At 59.2% G+C, this 14,059-nt stretch carries 13 protein-coding genes and 7 tRNA genes; 11 read left to right on the forward strand and 9 right to left on the reverse strand.

All coding sequences use genetic code 11. The annotated features are described in order from the left end of the window. Positions 1-11: 11 nt before the first annotated feature. The 8 genes from orn to AB5Y83_RS11045 all read left to right on the forward strand — a co-directional run bounded on the left by orn (position 12) and on the right by AB5Y83_RS11045 (position 1,434). On the forward strand, positions 12-557 hold the full coding sequence (gene orn / locus AB5Y83_RS11010) for an oligoribonuclease (protein ID WP_111900716.1): 546 nt from the start codon (positions 12-14) through the stop codon (positions 555-557). 178 nt (positions 558-735) lie between these two features. Then, positions 736-811 (forward strand) — tRNA-Gly (locus tag AB5Y83_RS11015). 37 nt (positions 812-848) lie between these two features. After that, positions 849-924: transfer RNA gene (locus AB5Y83_RS11020), tRNA-Gly, on the forward strand. Between the two features lie 33 nt (positions 925-957). After that, positions 958-1,033: transfer RNA gene (locus AB5Y83_RS11025), tRNA-Gly, on the forward strand. A 25-nt stretch (positions 1,034-1,058) separates the two neighbouring features. Then, positions 1,059-1,134, forward strand: a tRNA-Gly gene (locus tag AB5Y83_RS11030). Positions 1,135-1,158: 24 nt separating this feature from the next. After that, positions 1,159-1,234, forward strand: a tRNA-Gly gene (locus tag AB5Y83_RS11035). A gap of 24 nt (positions 1,235-1,258) precedes the next feature. Continuing rightward, a tRNA-Gly gene (locus AB5Y83_RS11040) sits at positions 1,259-1,334 on the forward strand. A gap of 24 nt (positions 1,335-1,358) precedes the next feature. Further along, positions 1,359-1,434: transfer RNA gene (locus tag AB5Y83_RS11045), tRNA-Gly, on the forward strand. A gap of 228 nt (positions 1,435-1,662) precedes the next feature. Here AB5Y83_RS11045 and AB5Y83_RS11050 read toward each other — a convergent pair. From AB5Y83_RS11050 to AB5Y83_RS11060, 3 genes are all read right to left on the reverse strand, one after another. After that, on the reverse strand, positions 1,663-1,872 hold the full coding sequence (locus AB5Y83_RS11050; protein WP_005338972.1) for a cold-shock protein: 210 nt from the start codon (positions 1,870-1,872) through the stop codon (positions 1,663-1,665). A 274-nt stretch (positions 1,873-2,146) separates the two neighbouring features. Next, positions 2,147-2,815 carry a LysM-like peptidoglycan-binding domain-containing protein gene (locus AB5Y83_RS11055; protein ID WP_368175160.1) on the reverse strand — a complete coding sequence of 223 codons (669 nt, stop codon included), beginning with the start codon at positions 2,813-2,815 and terminating at the stop codon, positions 2,147-2,149. Positions 2,816-2,914: 99 nt separating this feature from the next. Further along, the gene (locus tag AB5Y83_RS11060) at positions 2,915-5,017 is read right to left on the reverse strand and encodes a methyl-accepting chemotaxis protein (protein WP_368175161.1); all 2,103 of its coding nucleotides are present in this window, start codon (positions 5,015-5,017) and stop codon (positions 2,915-2,917) included. A gap of 273 nt (positions 5,018-5,290) precedes the next feature. Between AB5Y83_RS11060 and gltX the strand changes: the two genes are divergently transcribed. Next, positions 5,291-6,706 carry a glutamate--tRNA ligase gene (gene gltX / locus AB5Y83_RS11065; protein WP_368175162.1) on the forward strand — a complete coding sequence of 472 codons (1,416 nt, stop codon included), beginning with the start codon at positions 5,291-5,293 and terminating at the stop codon, positions 6,704-6,706. Positions 6,707-6,878: 172 nt separating this feature from the next. Here the strand turns inward: gltX and AB5Y83_RS11070 are convergent, their stop codons facing one another. The 3 genes from AB5Y83_RS11070 to ettA form a co-directional block, all read right to left on the reverse strand. Beyond that, complete coding sequence (locus tag AB5Y83_RS11070) at positions 6,879-8,222, reverse strand: NCS2 family permease (RefSeq protein ID WP_139405653.1); 1,344 nt, start codon at positions 8,220-8,222, stop codon at positions 6,879-6,881. A gap of 264 nt (positions 8,223-8,486) precedes the next feature. After that, positions 8,487-8,816: a hypothetical protein gene (locus AB5Y83_RS11075; protein ID WP_058059461.1), complete on the reverse strand. Its 330-nt coding sequence runs from the start codon at positions 8,814-8,816 to the stop codon at positions 8,487-8,489. 93 nt (positions 8,817-8,909) lie between these two features. Then, positions 8,910-10,577, reverse strand: coding sequence for an energy-dependent translational throttle protein EttA (ettA, locus tag AB5Y83_RS11080; RefSeq protein WP_058059460.1), 1,668 nt, complete (start codon positions 10,575-10,577; stop codon positions 8,910-8,912). Positions 10,578-10,819: 242 nt separating this feature from the next. Here ettA and AB5Y83_RS11085 point away from each other — a divergent pair, with 242 nt between their 5' ends. After that, the gene (locus tag AB5Y83_RS11085) at positions 10,820-11,395 is read left to right on the forward strand and encodes a Crp/Fnr family transcriptional regulator (protein ID WP_368175163.1); all 576 of its coding nucleotides are present in this window, start codon (positions 10,820-10,822) and stop codon (positions 11,393-11,395) included. 57 nt (positions 11,396-11,452) lie between these two features. After that, entirely contained in the window at positions 11,453-12,016 is a 564-nt protein-coding gene (locus AB5Y83_RS11090) for a YgjV family protein (protein WP_335841540.1), read from the forward strand. An 8-nt stretch (positions 12,017-12,024) separates the two neighbouring features. Here the strand turns inward: AB5Y83_RS11090 and AB5Y83_RS11095 are convergent, their stop codons facing one another. The 3 genes from AB5Y83_RS11095 to AB5Y83_RS11105 all read right to left on the reverse strand — a co-directional run bounded on the left by AB5Y83_RS11095 (position 12,025) and on the right by AB5Y83_RS11105 (position 14,033). After that, on the reverse strand, positions 12,025-12,879 hold the full coding sequence (locus AB5Y83_RS11095) for a lytic transglycosylase domain-containing protein (RefSeq protein ID WP_368175164.1): 855 nt from the start codon (positions 12,877-12,879) through the stop codon (positions 12,025-12,027). Positions 12,880-13,034: 155 nt separating this feature from the next. Further along, positions 13,035-13,223 carry a hypothetical protein gene (locus tag AB5Y83_RS11100; RefSeq protein ID WP_335820505.1) on the reverse strand — a complete coding sequence of 63 codons (189 nt, stop codon included), beginning with the start codon at positions 13,221-13,223 and terminating at the stop codon, positions 13,035-13,037. A 204-nt stretch (positions 13,224-13,427) separates the two neighbouring features. Further along, positions 13,428-14,033 carry a DUF2076 domain-containing protein gene (locus AB5Y83_RS11105; RefSeq protein ID WP_368175165.1) on the reverse strand — a complete coding sequence of 202 codons (606 nt, stop codon included), beginning with the start codon at positions 14,031-14,033 and terminating at the stop codon, positions 13,428-13,430. Between the last annotated feature and the right edge of the window lie 26 nt (positions 14,034-14,059).

Genomic DNA, 14,059 nt, shown 5'->3' on the forward strand with positions numbered 1-14,059 from the left:
AGAGAGCAATCATGACAGTCAGCGCGCAGAACCTGGTATGGATCGACATGGAGATGACGGGTCTCGACCCCGAAGAGAACGTGGTACTGGAGATTGCCACCATCGTCACCGACAAGGATCTGAACGTACTGGCCGAAGGGCCGGTCATCGCCATTCATCAGAGTGATGAAGAGCTGGCCAAGATGGACGACTGGAACGTCAACACCCATACCAAGAGCGGTCTGGTCGCCCGGGTCAAGGCGAGTCAGCACGATGAGGCGAAAGCCATTGCCGAGACCCTCGCGTTCATTCGCCAGTGGGTGCCGGAGCGTACCAGCCCGCTGTGCGGCAACAGCATCGGTCAGGATCGCCGCTTCATGGTCAAGCACATGGCCGAGCTGGAAGCCTTCTTCCACTACCGCAACGTCGACGTCAGCACCATCAAGGAGCTGGTACGCCGCTGGCAGCCGGAACTGCTGGATCAGTTCAAGAAGAGCGGCACCCACCAGGCGCTGGACGATATCCGCGAATCCATCGCCGAGCTGCAGTTCTATCGCAGCCACGTCTTCAAGATCTGATTCCCCGGCAAGGGGTTGTCATACACTGGCTGCTAAAATCGACAGTTCGGCCAGCTTTTGAGCGAACGCGCGCAACCAGACAAAAAAGCCCTTGCAATTGGAATGACTGCTCTTATAATTCGGCTCCCGTACAGTAGCGCAAGCAACCAAATGCTGTACGGCCTGTTTTAAGGTAGTTGCGGGAATAGCTCAGTTGGTAGAGCACGACCTTGCCAAGGTCGGGGTCGCGAGTTCGAGTCTCGTTTCCCGCTCCAAAAATCTGATGATGGCACTGGTGCAAACCAGCCCGATGCGGGAATAGCTCAGTTGGTAGAGCACGACCTTGCCAAGGTCGGGGTCGCGAGTTCGAGTCTCGTTTCCCGCTCCAATCATCAGCCAGCCTCAAGACAACCAAATTGTTGCGGGAATAGCTCAGTTGGTAGAGCACGACCTTGCCAAGGTCGGGGTCGCGAGTTCGAGTCTCGTTTCCCGCTCCAAAAAATTTGTAAGTGATATTCCGATGCGGGAATAGCTCAGTTGGTAGAGCACGACCTTGCCAAGGTCGGGGTCGCGAGTTCGAGTCTCGTTTCCCGCTCCAATCACTTGCAGATGACATTCTGTTGCGGGAATAGCTCAGTTGGTAGAGCACGACCTTGCCAAGGTCGGGGTCGCGAGTTCGAGTCTCGTTTCCCGCTCCAAACATTTGTAAGTGACATTCCGTTGCGGGAATAGCTCAGTTGGTAGAGCACGACCTTGCCAAGGTCGGGGTCGCGAGTTCGAGTCTCGTTTCCCGCTCCAATCACTTGTAAATGACATTCTGTTGCGGGAATAGCTCAGTTGGTAGAGCACGACCTTGCCAAGGTCGGGGTCGCGAGTTCGAGTCTCGTTTCCCGCTCCAATCTCTCTTCGACGTTTTCATAATCCCTCTGAATTGCCCCTCACATCGCACTGCGATGCTTTGTCGTATCTGGTGTTTACTCAGCGTGTCTCTGCCACCTCCTGCGAACAGGAAGGTGGTACGGGTTCATTGTGCGGGTTTTACGAGGGAAAGGTGGTTGGCAGGAAGAATTGCGGGCAAAAAAGAGGAGGGGCCTTGGCTCCTCCTGCATGATTCACTGGCGCGGGCTTAGACCAGAGTAACGTTCTCAGCCTGAGGGCCTTTTTTGCCCTGGGTCACAGTGAACTGGACCTTTTGACCTTCAGCCAGGGTTTTGAAACCGGTGCTCTGGATGGAGGAGAAGTGAACGAATACGTCCGGACCCTGGGATTGTTCAATAAAGCCAAAACCCTTGGTTTCGTTGAACCATTTTACCTGGCCGGTGCGAATGTCAGACATGTGCTAAATCCTATCAATAACAAAATGAAACTAAGCCCGTGCTGGGCTGCATTTGCCTTGCAAGCAGGGGTTGGCTCATGACTGACCACGTCTCTTTGTCCCAGTAGCACGCAGAACAATCCCTGTCTAAAGCACAAACGATTGTACGTTAGCGCCGATCCTTGTCAATTTGACCCCTTTCGTTTTTTGAACAAGCTAAAAATATTGTGAAGTCAGTAGCTTATTTGAAGATATTTGACTGAAAAAAACGGGAGGCCAGCGCCTCCCGTTTTTGTTATTCCTTGAGGGCGAACCCTTCGCCCTGCCGGTCGTAGCGGTAAACCGCCTGACCGTAGGAGCGGATCTCCACCCGCTGGATGCGGCGGGTGTCGTCCACCAGGATGAAGATAGAGCGGCCCGATTGCAGGCGGGTCAGGGGACGATCCGGCCCCTCGATGGCGATCAGGCGGCTCAGCTCGGCACCCGGCAACTCGAATTTACGCCAGATGGAGTAGAGGGTCTCACCCGCCTGTACATCGTGTTGCAGCCAGGTGCCGTTGACCTTCTCTTCGACCGGCTTGGCTGCCGCGGGCGCACTGCCTGCAGCGCCACTGCCGACAGTTAGAGCTTGAGCAGGCACGGCCAGCGGCACTTCCAGCGAGCCGGAAGGGGCGGCTTTGGGGGCGGATGGCGCTGGCTCCCAGGCCAGCACCAGCAACCAGAGCGGGAGCAGGATCAGCAGACCTATGGTGTTTTTGCGGGGCAGCGGGCTGGACTGCTTGAATTTGCCTGCTTTGGCATCCTGGCGGCGTTGGCCGAGGTTGCTCATCCCTTGGCCAAAACGTTGGCGCAGGGACAGGGTCGCGGCATTGATGCGATGGAGCAGGGATCCTTGTGATTCGTCTTGGCGACGCTGCTGGGCTCGTCTGTTATGGCCTCGTGGGCGACGGTCCGGGGTGGGCACGGCATTTACCTCTCACTACATTGCCTGCCATCAGGCAAATTCGTCGCCTATGGTAAACGGACTCGCCCCCGAGGGGGAGAGTCCTGAGGCGGAAAATTATCAGCTGAGACGAAATTGACCCAATAATTGCTGCAATTTGTCGGCCGCTTGACGCAATGCCTGACTGGCTTTGGCCGTTTCGGTCGCATCCTGAGCAATGTCGTTGGCCAGTGCGTTGGTTTTTGACAGGTTGCCGGAGACGGTTTCTGAGACCGAGCTCTGCTCTTCGGCGGCGGAGGCGATCTGATAGGTCATGTCGTTGATGGTGGAGATGGCCTGGTAGATGCTGCCGAGCGCCTCTTCCGCCAGATCCGCCTCGCCCACCGCCTGATGGGTCAGCTGCTGGCTCTGGGTGATGGCGTTGACTGCATTGGTGGAGCTGAGGCGGATCTTCTCGATCAACTCCTGGGTGTTCTGTACCGCCTGCTGGGTATTGCCCGCCAGTTTGCGCACCTCGTCGGCGACTACCGCAAAGCCGCGGCCCTGTTCGCCAGCCCGGGCAGCCTCGATGGCGGCGTTGAGGGCCAGCAGGTTGGTCTGGTCGGCAATCCCCTGAATGACGGTGAGGATGCTGGTGATCTGGGCACTGTCGTGAGCCAGCCCTTCCACCACTTCGGCCCCTTTACCGGCTTCTGCCGCGACCTTGTGCATCGACTGGATCACCTGCTGGAAGCGCTCCTTGCCCTGATCGGCGGCGCTTTGCGCCTGTTTGGCCGAGTCGGCGGTATTGTTGGCGTGGGTGGCGACCTCCTGACTGACGTAGGACATCTCCTGTACCGCGGTCAGCATCTGCTCCATCTCCGCCTGATGGTGCTGTAGGTTGTTGTCGGTCTGACCGGCGATGCGATCGGTGTCACCGGCGTAGCGGTTCACCTCGCTGGCAGTCTTGAGCACATCCCCGAGCAACCCTTGTAGCTTGTCGATAAAGCGGTTGATCCCCTTGGCGAGATCCCCCAGCTCATCCACCGAGCGGGTCGTGAGGCGTTTGGTGAGGTCCCCTTCACCATCGGCGATGTCATCCACCAGGCTGACCATCTGACGGATGGGGCCGGTGATGCTGCGTGCAATCACCAGCATGGTGGCCAGCGCCAGCGCCAGTACGATAACGGCGCCCACCAATTGCTGGGTCACCGCGGCCCGGTTCATCTCATTGAGCTGGCTTTCCAGTTGATCGGCGCCCGCCAGTACCACCTTGTAGGGCAGGGTGACGATGATGGCCCAGTTGCGGCTCATTCCCGGTACCATGATGGGGACGGAAATACGAAATGACTCGTCCAGCTCCTGACGCTGAACTTCTGGTTTCAGGTACTGTTGCCACTGGTTGCCCAGCACCTTACTTGCGCTGCTGCCGAGCAGGCTGGCATCGCCGCTGGTGCCGGTGATGACACCGGCTGCGCTGACGATCAGGGTTTCGCCCTTGCCGTCATAGATATTGCTGTTGAGGCTCTTGGCCTGACGGCTGATAGAGTCCACCGCCAGATCCAGCGCGGCGATCCCCTTGAACTGACCATCCACCATGATGGGGGTGGTGATAGTGCTCACCAGCACCTGCTGACCGTTGATATCCACTTTGAAAGGATCGATCAGGCAAGAGCGCCCTTCCCGTTTCGGGCAGGCGTAGTAGTCGTTGGCGGGATTGCCGAATTCGTCCGGGTCGGTTTTTTCGATGGAGAGCAGCAGATCGGTGCCGATTTGATCCTTGTCGCGATAGAAGTAGGGCACGAAGCGCCCCTTGCTGTCGCTACCGAGCGCGGTCTGACCGGCAAAGCTGGCATCCTGACCGTCGAAACCGTTGGGCTCGAAGCCGGCAAAGGCGCCATAAAGCTGGGGCTCCAACGCCAACTGTGCTTTGAGCAGGTCGGTGGCCTGCTGGCGATCCAGCGGCAGTTTGCCCTGTTGTTGCAGGGCGAGGGCGCTGGCCATCTGCTGGGTGTAGGAGAGCCCTTTTTGCAGCAGTTGGGTGATGGTGGCCGCCTCGGCGCGGGCATTGGCGCTGACCTTCTGCCATGCCTCCTGCTGCAGCGCTTCACGGCTGGAGCTGATGGTGAGTTGTTGGGTCTGTTGGCCGGAGTATTGGTTGAGCAGGATCAGGATGACCAGGGCTGCGGTCATGGCGATCCCGGCCATCACTAGAATGCGATTCTGGATAGAACGGAACTGCATCGTCTCTTCCTTGTTCGTGAGAAGTGTGGTGAGCGTTATTTGGGTATCGACCGGAGGAGGCAGCTCTCCAGCATTGTGCATAGCAAATCGGAAACGGGGCTTCTGTTTTGCGATCCTCTTCAAATATCGGGTTACAGATACAAATGGCGACAGATTTAATCCCCTACTTTAGCCCGCAATGGCGTCATGGTTTTCCCATCCGTGATTGTCGGTGCTAAAATGCGACGGTTTTTTTAACGAATTGGCCCAAGGCCCTCTACACAAGGCTTAAAGATGAAAGTCAAAACCCGTTTTGCTCCCAGCCCGACCGGCTTTTTGCATGTCGGCGGTGCCCGTACCGCACTCTATTCCTGGTTGTTTGCAAAGAACCAGGGCGGTGAGTTCGTGCTGCGTATTGAGGATACCGACCTGGAACGTTCCACTCAGGAGGCGATCGACGCCATCATTGAGGGCATGGAATGGCTGGAGCTGAACTGGGATGAGGGCCCCTACTACCAGACCAAGCGCTTCGATCGCTACAACGGTTTGATCGACGAGATGCTGGCCGATGGCCGCGCCTACAAGTGCTACTGCTCCAAAGAGCGTCTGGAAGCGCTGCGTGAAGGCCAGATGGCCAACGGCGAGAAGCCCCGTTATGACGGCAAGTGCCGCGACCACGCCCACGATCACCCGGCCGATGCGCCGCACGTGATCCGCTTCCGCAACCCGACCGAAGGTTCCGTGGTGTTCGATGACCACGTCCGTGGCCGCATCGAGTTCGCCAACACCGAGCTGGACGATCTGATCATCCGCCGTACCGACGGCGCGCCGACCTACAACTTCTGCGTAGTGGTCGATGACTGGGATATGGAGATCACCCACGTGGTGCGTGGTGAAGACCACATCAACAACACCCCGCGCCAGATCAACATCTACAAGGCGCTGAACGCGCCGGTGCCGGAGTTTGCCCACGTCTCCATGATCCTGGGTGACGACGGCGCCAAGCTCTCCAAGCGCCACGGTGCCGTTTCTGTGATGCAGTACCGCGACGACGGCTATCTGCCGGAAGCGCTGCTGAACTATCTGGTACGTCTGGGCTGGTCCCACGGCGATCAGGAGATCTTCACCCTGGACGAGATGATCAAGCTGTTCAGCCTGGATGCCATCTCCAAGTCCGCCTCTGCCTTCAACACCGACAAGCTGCTGTGGCTGAACAACCACTACATGCGCAGCCTGGATCCGACCTATGTGGCCAAGCATCTGGCATGGCACATGGAAAACCAGAAGATCGACACCAGCAATGGCCCGGCGCTGGCCGACGTGGTCACCCTGCTGGCCGAGCGCTGCAACACCCTGGTCGAGATGGCCGCCCAGAGCCGCTATCTGTTCGAAGATTTTGAGGCGATCGACGAAGCGGCAGCCAAGAAGCACCTGCGTGGCGTTGCTGCCGAGCCGCTGGCTCTGGCCAAGACCAAGCTGGCTGCACTGGATAGCTGGACCACCGAAGCGCTGCACGAGCTGATAGAAGCGACCGCCGCCGAGCTGGGTCAGGGCATGGGCAAGGTTGGTATGCCGCTGCGTGTGGCCGTCACTGGTCTGGGCCAGTCCCCTGCCATCGACGCCGTAATGGCGTTGGTAGGTAAAGAGCGTGTTCTCGCTCGTATCGACCGTGCGCTTGCTTACATCGAAGCCCGTATGGCTGCCGAGTAAGTGCTGCCGATGTGGCAGACGAGGAGATAACCCTGTTCTGCCATATGCTGAATAGCAAAAATCCGAAACCACTGGTTTCGGATTTTTTATGGCCAGCGCACAGGCCGAGAATAGTTTCGGATAAAAAAATGCCAGTCAGCTGACTGGCATTTTTATTGGGACAGAGTGCCGCTTAGTGGCTGTCGACCCAGACGAACTTCAGGACGAACAGCAGGGCTACCACCAGCACGCAGGGGTTGATCTCGCGCCAGCGACCGGTACCTGCCTTCATCACGCAGTAGGAGATGAAGCCCACGGCGATCCCCTCGGTGATGGAGAAGCTGAACGGCATCATGACGGCGGTCATAAAGGCCGGTACTGCTTCGGTCAGATCTTCCCACTTCACCCGGGTCAGCTCGGAGCACATCAGCACGCCCACATAAATGAGGGCGCCAGCGGCGGCGTAGGCCGGCACCATGGCGGCGACCGGAGAGAAGAAGATCGCCAGCAGGAACAGCAGGCCGACCACTATGGCGGTCAGACCGGTACGGCCGCCGACGGCGACGCCGGAGCTGCTCTCGATAAAGGCGGTGACCGAGGAGGTGCCCATGAAAGAGCCGCCGACGGAGCTCACGCTATCCACCATCAGCGCCTGTTTCATGCGCGGGAAGTGGCCCTTGTCATCGGCTAGCTTGGCGCGGTTGGTGACGCCGATCAGGGTGCCGGAGGAGTCGAACAGGTTGACCAGCATAAAGGAAAAGATGATCCCGGCGAGGCTGATATCGAGCGAGCCCATCAGATCCAGCTGGCCGAACACCGGTTCGATGCTGGGGGGCATGGAGACGAAGCCCTTGAAGGTGACATCGCCAAACAGCCAGCCCAGACCGGTAGTGACCACGATGGCGATCAGTACGGCGGAGTGGACGCCGCGGGCGGAGAAGATGCAGATCAGGAAGAAACCGAGCAGACCCAGCAGGCAGGGCAGGGAGGTGAGATTGCCCACGGTCACCATAGTCGCGGGGCTGGCCACGACGATCCCGGCGTTGTGCAGGCCGAGCAGGGCGATCAGCAGACCGATACCGGCGGTGATGCCAACCCGCAGGGTGAGCGGGATGTTGCCGATCAGCCAGTAGCGCACCCGCAGCAGGGTGAGGATCAACAGACCCATGGCGCCCCAGAAGATGGTGCCCATACCCACTTGCCAGGAGTAACCCATGCCGGCGACCACCACGAAGGCGAAGAAGGCGTTGAGGCCCATGGCGGGGGCCAGCGCGATCGGCAGGTTGGCCAACAGGCCCATCAGGATGCTGCCGATACCGGCGATGAGGCAGGTGGTGACGAACACGGCCTGGGTGTCCATGCCCGCAGCAGAGAGGATCTGCGGGTTGACGAACACGATATAGACCATGGTCAGGAAGGTGGTGATACCGGCGATCACTTCGGTGCGGGCGGTAGTGCCATGGCCTTGCAGGGCAAACAGGCGCTCAAGCAATCCTTGCCCGGCGGCCTGATTGGCAGCTTGGTGTTGTTGATTCATGTTGGATTCCAATAGGTGACGTGAAATAAGCAGCAGGGGAACGGGCTATCCCATCCATGCGGGGTAAATTGCCCTGTTTCTGGCGGTTAAGTAACCAGACTCGTCCTGATACCGTGACAGCGCGCACATTTTTACACAGGCGACGCCGTTTACAAACCCCGGATCTGCGAAGCAGATCAATGAATAGAGCAAAAATTCAAACGTTTGCTTTTTGAGCATGAAAAAAGGTTCTCAGCAGAGAACCTTTTATCGAAAATGGGGGGCTTACAGGGTTTTGAAGTAGCGCTCGACCAGCTGGGCCAGCACAGAATCGAGCCGGTCTTGTACCTCACCCAGCTCGCGACCGAAGCGGCGCAGAAAGAGACTGGCCTGCTCCTCGCTCAGCTTGAGATCGTTGAGAAAGAACTCCTGCTCCGGCAACTGCTTGTCGTAGCGGGGGATCAGCACCCAGCTCACCAGCTCGGGCTCCACGGCGGCAAAAATCTTGGCGGCAGCGGCACAGAAGGTCTCTATGTGCTCCTTGCCATCCGGCCCGAGGCAACCCGGTTCAACCCGGATCTGGATGGTGAGTTTTTTCTCTATGGGGGTCGTCATCGTGCTACATCCATGCAAAGGCATCCGTCTAGGATTGTAAGTCAAAAGGCAAGAGAAAGGGGAGCCGAAGCTCCCCTCAACACGCAGTCAGCCTTATTTGGCGATGCGCTTGTACTTGGCGCGATGGGGCTGGATCGCCTCGGCGCCGTAGGTCTTCTTCTTCCACTCTTCGTATTCGGTAAAGTTACCTTCGAAGAACTCGATCTTGCCCTCATCCTGATAGTCCAGGATGTGAGTGGCAATACGGTCGAGGAACCAGCGGTCGTGGGAGATGACCATGGCACAACCCGGGAACTCCAGCAGGGCGTTCTCGAGGGCGCGCAGGGTTTCGATATCCAGATCGTTGGTCGGTTCATCCAGCAGCAGCACGTTGCCGCCGGTCTGCAGCAGCTTGGCCAGATGCAGACGACCGCGCTCACCACCGGAGAGTTCGCCAACCCGCTTCTGTTGGTCGGAACCTTTGAAGTTGAAGCGGCCGATGTAGGCGCGGCTCGGGAACTCGTAGTTGCCGATGCGCAGGATATCCTGACCGTCAGCGACCTCTTCGAATACCGTCTTCTTGTCATCCATGCTGTCGCGGAACTGATCGACAGAGGCCAGTACCACGGTTTCACCCAGGGTGATGGAACCGGAGTCCGGCTGCTCCTGACCCGACATCATGCGGAACAGGGTCGACTTACCGGCACCGTTCGGACCGATGATGCCGACGATGGCACCCTTTGGAATGGCAAACGACAGATCGTCGATCAGCACCCGATCACCATAGGATTTGCGCAGGTTGGCCACTTCCACCACCTTGTCACCGAGGCGCGGTCCGGGCGGAATGAACAGCTCGTTGGTCTCGTTGCGCTTCTGGTAGTCGTTGGTGTTGAGCTCTTCGAAGCGAGCCATACGGGCCTTGGACTTGGCCTGACGCCCTTTCGGGTTTTGACGAACCCACTCCAGCTCTTTCTCGATAGACTTGCGACGGGCCGCTTCGGAACTGGCTTCCTGCGCCAGACGGGCGTCCTTCTGCTCCAGCCAGGAGGAGTAGTTGCCTTCCCACGGGATACCTTCGCCGCGGTCCAGCTCCAGGATCCAGCCCGCCACGTTGTCGAGGAAGTAACGGTCGTGGGTGATGGCCACTACAGTGCCTTCGTAGTCGTGCAGGAAGCGCTCGAGCCAGGCCACGGATTCCGCATCCAGGTGGTTGGTCGGTTCGTCCAGCAGCAGCATGTCCGGCTTTTCCAGCAGCAGACGGCACAGCGCCACACGGCGGCGCTCACCACCGGAGAGGTGCTTGATTTTGGCATCCCAGGCCGGCAGGCGCAGGGCATCGGCCGCACGCTCCAGCTGGTTTTCCATGTTGTGGCCACCCTGGGCCTGGATGATGGCTTCCAGTTCGCCCTGTTCGCGGGCCAGCTTGTCAAAGTCGGCATCCGGGTCGGCGTAGGCCGCATAGACCTCGTCCAGACGGGCCATGGCGCGCTTCACTTCGCCAACGGCCTCTTCGACCGCTTCGCGTACGGTCTGCTCCGGATCCAGCTTCGGCTCCTGCGGCAGGTAGCCGATCTTGATGCCGGGCTGCGGACGGGCTTCCCCTTCGATCTCGGTGTCGATGCCTGCCATGATGCGCAGCAGGGTCGATTTACCGGCGCCGTTCAGACCCAGCACGCCGATCTTGGCGCCCGGGAAGAAGCTCAAGGAGATGTTCTTGAGAATATGACGCTTGGGCGGCACTACCTTGCCGACCCGGTTCATGGTGTAAATAAATTGAGCCATTGGCTAATTCTCTTCCTTTTCAGCAGGTTAATGTCTTGGCATTAACAGACTGATGTCGTGGTGGGGCCAGGTCGACACAGGTCAACCGGGTTCCAAAAAACCCGTCGATTGTAAACCAACGGACGAGGGGGGGCAAAGGCGGCACCCGGCTATGTCCCCCCTTTGCCAACAGGGTCACGCCTTGCTGCATCAGTCGTGCAATTTGGGCATGATGTGGGCTGCCGTTTTGTTCCGGAGCCCTCATGAACCCATCTCCTCAAGCCCCCCTGCTTGCCACCTTTTTGTGTGCAATGGGATTGGACGCTGCCTTGAGCGAATCCCTCTGTCAGCGTTTGCCACGGCAGACGCTGCGCGCCGGTCAGGTGCTGTTGGCGCAAGGGGCCGAACAGGAGGCTGCCTTCTATATCGAAGCGGGCATCGCCCGTGCCAGCCATTACACCCGGGATGGGCAGGAGCGCTGCAAGGAGTTCTACTTCGAGGGGGAGCTCTGCCTGCTTTACGACAGCTGGCTCACGGGGTCGCCCGCCCGCTACCAGCTGGAGGCGCTGACGGAGTTGCAGGTGGTGCGGGTGCCAATCGCCCTGCTGGATGAGCCCATCTGGCAGCCGGTCTGCATGGCCCTGCTGCGTCAGCAGCTCGGTTACAAGGAGCGCAAGGAGGCGTTTTTGCTGCTCCACTCCCCCGAAGAGCGTTATCGGGAGCTCTGCCACACCTTCCCCCACTGGCCTGCACGACTGACCCAAGTGCAGCTTGCTAACTACATCGGCATCAGCCCGGTCACCCTGTCACGGATCCGCAGGCGCATTAACACGGGTTAATGCCACCTGCTGGTTGCCACTTCATGCTGCGTCATCCAAATGACAGACGAGGTGTGGATGATGTCGCTGTTTCTGTGGTCGCAACTGGTGGTGAGCCTGGCCTTGTTGCTCGATCTGTTGTCGTTTCAGTTGCGGGATCGCCGCAGGATCCTGGCCTGTCTGGCCCTCTCCTGTGCCCTCAATGCCGGTCACTTTGCCCTGCTCGGGCAGTGGTCGGCCGCCTGCCTGTTGCTGCTGGCCAGCGTGCGCTTTCTGGTGAGTATCTGGCTGGTTCGCCGCATATTGATGTGGTTTTTCATGGGGTTGGCCTGTGCGGCTGCGCTGGCGACCTATCAGGGCCTGCTCTCATTGATCGGGCTGCTGGCCAGCCTGCTGCAAACCCGGGCCGCGTTTTGCCCGGATGATCGCCAACTGCGGCGCTGGATGCTGCTTGGCACCCTCTGCTGGCTGGTCAACAACCTGCTGGTGGGCTCACCGGTCGCCGCGCTGATGGAGGGGCTGTTTCTGGTCAGCAATCTGGTGGGTTACTACCGCCACTATGGCTTCGATTATTGGGGGCGTGGCCGCCACAGTGGCCGCAGAAAGAGGCGTGTGCCGCCTTCCGATCGGGCGAGCTCCTGACCCCCCGCTCAGGGCTGCTTGTGGCCAGCGAAGTAGAGCACCCGTTTCACATACTCCCGGGTCTCGTCATAGGGTGGGATCCCGCCATAGCGTTCCACCGCTTTTTCCCCGGCATTGTAGGCCGCCGAGATCAGTACCCAGTCGCCATCGAAGCAGCGATCCAGCCATTTGAGATAACTGACTCCACCCTTGATGTTCTGGGCCGGATCAAAGGGTTGAGTGACACCAAAACGCTGCTGGGTTTCGGGGATCAGCTGCATCACCCCCTGCGCATTCTTGGCGGAGACGGCGCGGCTTTCGAGGTTGGATTCGGCAATGGCGATGGCCAGCACCAGCCGCACATCGACCTGATGGCGCTTGGCTGCGTGGCGCAGCATGGTGGCCAGCTTCTGTTTGCCCGGTGACTGGCGCGCCAGATAGGCCTCGACATTGAACGATGTGCTGGGCAGGGCGAAATAACTCCCTTGTCCGCCGCGCATGCCGACACCGCACTGATCGCCCATGGGGGCATTGCCGACCCGCGGGTTGTAGTAGCGGCTGGCCTGCTGGTTGCCAAGGCGCATCGCCATGGCGAGATAGCTGTTGGCCATTTTCGCGCTGCGCACCGAGGCAGGGCCGGTGGCGAGCAGGCGACCGATCCGGAAATATCCTTCCGGGTTGCCGGTACTGGCGGCCACGCAATAGAGGGCGATGGCTTTTTGCAGATGACCGTGTTGCTGGGCAACTTGACCCTGCTTGATCGCTGTTAGCGCCTTGGGAGCCTGTCTGAAATCCCTGCCTTGTGCCATCGCCCGCGGCGTACCTGCCAGTAACAACGACAAAAAAAGCAGCAAAAACAGTCCGTTTTCGCTGATGTGCCTCATGGGTTATCTCCTGTTTGAGTACAGAAGATATAGAGGAACATGGCTGCCATCGCCATGAAGGCAGTGGATCCTGTTGTTATAGCGGGGGGATTTCAGAGAGCAAAATGGTATGGAACTAACGGCATTGCGAGAGTTTCATACCATTTTTCATCGGGTTAGAAGTCGTGGTGATACTCATGCTCATCCAGGTCGGCGGGAGGAAGCGCGCGATAGAAGCTGCCAATTTCGCTGACAACCCAGAGCGAAAGCAGGATCAACATGCTGATAAGGGGAAGCAGGGTGTGGTTCTGGGCCAGGGCATAGGCCGCGATGGCGGCGCCAATCAGGAGAAGGGTTCGGATCATGAGGTGGCTCCTTGTCGTCATGGGGGTGTTGCATGGCCACGGACAGAGCGCCTGGGGTCGGGAGTATCTCCCGGGTGGCACGAAGCGAAGTGATTATATCGCGTCATGCAGCTGCCGGTCCGTGGTGTCATCACACTTTCCATAGTCATGGGTTTCGTATCGAGTTGGGCCCCGCCAGATGCGGGGCCAGTAATGGTTTGACGGTTAGAAGAAACCGCCGTTGTTATCGTCACTGTCGGTCCAGCCGCCACTCTGGCTATCGTCGTCGAGAAAACTGCTGCCAACATCGGGAGGTGAATCCCAGCCGTCCCAGCGTACCGGTTCCGCATCGACCGGATTGACGATGGGCGCTGGCTCTATGATGTCGATGATCTCCTCGGGCCGGTTGCTGTGAAACAGTCCGCCGATCATATCGGCCAACATGACGCCACCGGCCACACCCGCGGCGGTTTGCAGGGCGCCCCCTAAAAATGAGCTGGCACGTGATGCGGGCTGGGCAGGAGCGGTTGCCGGTGGAGGCGTAAAGCGCGGGGGCGGGCTGCTTTCGCTACCAAACAGGCCGGAGAGAAAACTGCCGCTGCTCGGTGCGCTCTGGCTGGCTTCCAGCTCCTTGACCCGCTCGTTGAGACGGGTAAGGGCTGCTTGCTGGATCAGCAGAGCCTGGGCCATGTAGTAGGGGGCATCGGGCTGCTGGGCCAGATGCTGGCGGATCAGCTGATCCGCTTGTTGGTCTCGCTTGCTATCCCTGGCTTGCGCTTGCTTGAGGCGGTCGAACAGTCCATCGATCAGACCCTGTTCCTGTGATTGCATCTCAAATCCTCGCTATGGTGCGCAGA

This window comes from Aeromonas sp. R5-4 (genome assembly GCF_040908215.1).
GTDB classification, from domain to species: domain Bacteria; phylum Pseudomonadota; class Gammaproteobacteria; order Enterobacterales; family Aeromonadaceae; genus Aeromonas; species Aeromonas veronii.

What these genes read in the sequence shown, in the direction of transcription:
- orn (WP_111900716.1), top strand. Translation starts at nt 12, where the DNA reads ATGACAGTCAGCGCGCAGAACCTGGTATGGATCGACATGGAGATGACG.
- AB5Y83_RS11050 (WP_005338972.1), bottom strand. Translation starts at nt 1,872, where the DNA reads ATGTCTGACATTCGCACCGGCCAGGTAAAATGGTTCAACGAAACCAAG.
- AB5Y83_RS11060 (WP_368175161.1), bottom strand. Translation starts at nt 5,017, where the DNA reads ATGCAGTTCCGTTCTATCCAGAATCGCATTCTAGTGATGGCCGGGATC.
- gltX (WP_368175162.1), top strand. Translation starts at nt 5,291, where the DNA reads ATGAAAGTCAAAACCCGTTTTGCTCCCAGCCCGACCGGCTTTTTGCAT.
- AB5Y83_RS11070 (WP_139405653.1), bottom strand. Translation starts at nt 8,222, where the DNA reads ATGAATCAACAACACCAAGCTGCCAATCAGGCCGCCGGGCAAGGATTG.
- AB5Y83_RS11075 (WP_058059461.1), bottom strand. Translation starts at nt 8,816, where the DNA reads ATGACGACCCCCATAGAGAAAAAACTCACCATCCAGATCCGGGTTGAA.
- ettA (WP_058059460.1), bottom strand. Translation starts at nt 10,577, where the DNA reads ATGGCTCAATTTATTTACACCATGAACCGGGTCGGCAAGGTAGTGCCG.
- AB5Y83_RS11085 (WP_368175163.1), top strand. Translation starts at nt 10,820, where the DNA reads ATGAACCCATCTCCTCAAGCCCCCCTGCTTGCCACCTTTTTGTGTGCA.
- AB5Y83_RS11090 (WP_335841540.1), top strand. Translation starts at nt 11,453, where the DNA reads ATGATGTCGCTGTTTCTGTGGTCGCAACTGGTGGTGAGCCTGGCCTTG.
- AB5Y83_RS11095 (WP_368175164.1), bottom strand. Translation starts at nt 12,879, where the DNA reads ATGAGGCACATCAGCGAAAACGGACTGTTTTTGCTGCTTTTTTTGTCG.
- AB5Y83_RS11100 (WP_335820505.1), bottom strand. Translation starts at nt 13,223, where the DNA reads ATGATCCGAACCCTTCTCCTGATTGGCGCCGCCATCGCGGCCTATGCC.
- AB5Y83_RS11105 (WP_368175165.1), bottom strand. Translation starts at nt 14,033, where the DNA reads ATGCAATCACAGGAACAGGGTCTGATCGATGGACTGTTCGACCGCCTC.